This is a genomic window from Candidatus Borrarchaeum sp. (genome assembly GCF_019058535.1).
Classification (GTDB): Archaea; Asgardarchaeota; Sifarchaeia; order Borrarchaeales; family Borrarchaeaceae; genus Borrarchaeum; species Borrarchaeum weybense.
Map to the genome: position 1 here is coordinate 1 of NZ_JAHPYX010000065.1, position 2,537 is coordinate 2,537.

Genomic DNA, 2,537 nt, shown 5'->3' on the forward strand with positions numbered 1-2,537 from the left:
GTATATAATGAAATGACTGAGGTTGCACTGTCTAGTACAATTCTACTAACCTTTTCGACCTCATCCTCAGCTTCAACGACCGCTTCCATTAGCCTGTTAAAGAGAATTGAACTTCCAAAATCCTCTGCTGCGGGGATTTTGCTTAAATCTTTAATAATAAGATTATCTAATTTCTCAAAATCCCAACCAAACGTTTTCATATAACGGAGAATATGCTCACGACTATCTAATGTAGTAATAATCATGCTTTTCTCGTTAAATTTGAGTGCACCAAAATAAGCGTACATACACGCAAAAATAGTTTTTCCGGTTCCAGGCCCTCCGGTTATTAGATAAATTGCTTTTTCTGGTAGACCACCCGAGAACTCATCGAAAGTGGAAATTCCTGTTTGAATTTTGTGTATTTCTTCCATCTGGATCCCCCACAGACCTTGATGTTAATATAAATTGTGTAAGTAATATAAAAACTAATTCATATTTATCTCGCATGATATATTAAATTTATCAACAAAATGCAGATTTTGAAGGTATAATATAGTATTCTTCAATCTGCGAAGTAATATCATCTATAGCGATAAGAATAAAGATAAGAAGAAAATATTAATTTTAAATGCTAAGTATCTACTGAAGATCACAAATGTTATGAAACTCATATAAGAAGCCAGTCCATTATACTATTAAAAGACTGTCTCAAGCAATTAAAAAACAACCTACAAACCAGCATATTAATTGATTGTTTTTTGGGGGCTTTTATATTCAATGATAGACGTCGGTGAAAACAAAGTCATTTGCGATATGAAAAAATTTTGTTTTTTATGTAAGGCAAATCCAGTACTTGAAAATGCTAACGTCGATCAAATATTCTATCATTGTACTGCTTGTGGCACAGATATCTTATGTAACGTAGCGATTGTACGACAATTTGACAAAAATACCAAAACAATGATAGAAAAATGCCCTAAATGTAGAGGCAAATTACAGGTAATTCATTTTCCGCTCAATAAAGATGAGATAATAACGCTGCAATCGTGAATTGTTTATTAAAAAAAAATTAGGATTACAAAATCATCGTTAGTCCATCATAAGCAGCTTTAATATGCTCATATTTTTTCAAGTTAGATTCTAATTGATCATGAGGAGCGCATAAGTGTGACATATGTATTAAATATGTTTCTTTAGGTTTAACGCGTTCTATAAATTCTAGGATATCTGGAAAAATCAAGTGATTGGAGCTCCTGAAAAAGTCAAAATCAAAAACAAACTTTTTGAACCGTCTTATTGTATCTTCTTGGTTGTCAATAAAACAATCCACTATGAGGATATCTGGATTAGGATTGGAAATGAATTCAAGACTTTTATGAGGAATATTGAAGCCTGTATCCCCTGTAATAACCAATTTGATATCATGCCCTGGTTTTTCAATTACATAACCTACTGGTTTGGTAGGGCTTGTTTCATGCAAGACAGGGAATGCAGTAAATTTAAATCCGTCATATTCTATGGGATGGAAAGGCAAGATTTCCTGATTTTTGTATCGAATGGATTTCATGATTCCACCCGAAGAAAGGATGTAATTAAGAGTTTCCTCAGTTCCAAATATTTCTACTGCAGGGATACGTGTGCGATAGAAATCGGCAAATCCGCTTTGATGGTCGTAATGTCCATGTGTAAAGAAAATAGCATCAATTCTATCTATATTATGAGTTAATAGTTGAGATCTTAAATCAGGTCCCGTGTCAATCAATATTCGTTTATTGGTGTCAAGTAATTCTATCAAAATCCCAAAACGAGTTCTTGAAAAGGGAATACCTCTCTTTCTTGCAGTTTCACAGGTTTCACAGTGACAGTCCCATTTTGGAGTTCCAACACTGTCTCCTGAGCCTAAGATTGTAATTTTTAGAGACACTAAGAAGCAACCCTTTCCTTTATTTTGTGACATAGAGCTTATTTGACCATTTTGGAGAAAAAATACTCAATAAGATTCTTAAAAGAAACAGACTCTTGAGAACCTTTCGTCATGTCTCGCACTGTAGCTTCTGATTTCTTGACTTCTTTTTCGCCAATAATGATTACAAAAGGAACATTTTGTTTGTCTGCTAATTTTAATCCTGCTACTATTCCTTTTTCTTCAAAAGTTAGAAGAACTGGAAAACCAACACGTCTTAAATTAATAGTAGTTTGGATGGCAATATTTCTTTCTTCTTGAGTTAGATAGAGGACTAGTATTCTAATTTCAGGCTTTGGAAACTCATAGTTTTGTTTTTCAAGAGCGAGATGGCATCGGTCAATACCAACTGCATAACCGGTAGCAGGAACATCTTGTCCTCCAAATTCTGCAATTAAATTATCATATCGTCCGCCACCACCTAATGCAGATTCACCCATTTCTGGAACAAATGCTTCAAAGACACTTGACGTATAATAATCAATTCCTCTTACAATTCCTAAGTTAATTGTTATCTGTCCTGCATATGGGTACCCATCAAGCACTTTTGCTATAGCTCGTAAATTTTCAATAGCGGCATCTACATCTGGAC

Annotated in this window: 4 protein-coding genes; 1 reads left to right on the forward strand and 3 read right to left on the reverse strand. The window is 34.1% G+C overall.

Annotated elements, in window-relative coordinates; genetic code table 11:
• The coding region (locus tag QVB70_RS03500; RefSeq protein ID WP_287583432.1) for an ATPase domain-containing protein at positions 1 to 413 on the reverse strand (413 nt) is incomplete at its 3' end.
• Positions 414 to 759: 346 nt separating this feature from the next.
• On the opposite strand from QVB70_RS03500, the gene QVB70_RS03505 reads away from it, so the two are divergent.
• Complete coding sequence (locus QVB70_RS03505; RefSeq protein ID WP_287583434.1) at positions 760 to 1,032, forward strand: hypothetical protein; 273 nt, start codon at positions 760 to 762, stop codon at positions 1,030 to 1,032.
• 25 nt (positions 1,033 to 1,057) lie between these two features.
• Here the strand turns inward: QVB70_RS03505 and QVB70_RS03510 are convergent, their stop codons facing one another.
• Together QVB70_RS03510 and QVB70_RS03515 are read right to left on the reverse strand one after the other, a co-directional pair.
• On the reverse strand, positions 1,058 to 1,906 hold the full coding sequence (locus QVB70_RS03510; protein WP_287583436.1) for an MBL fold metallo-hydrolase: 849 nt from the start codon (positions 1,904 to 1,906) through the stop codon (positions 1,058 to 1,060).
• A 38-nt stretch (positions 1,907 to 1,944) separates the two neighbouring features.
• Positions 1,945 to 2,537: ATP phosphoribosyltransferase regulatory subunit (locus QVB70_RS03515; protein ID WP_287583438.1), on the reverse strand; the 593-nt coding region annotated here is incomplete at its 5' end.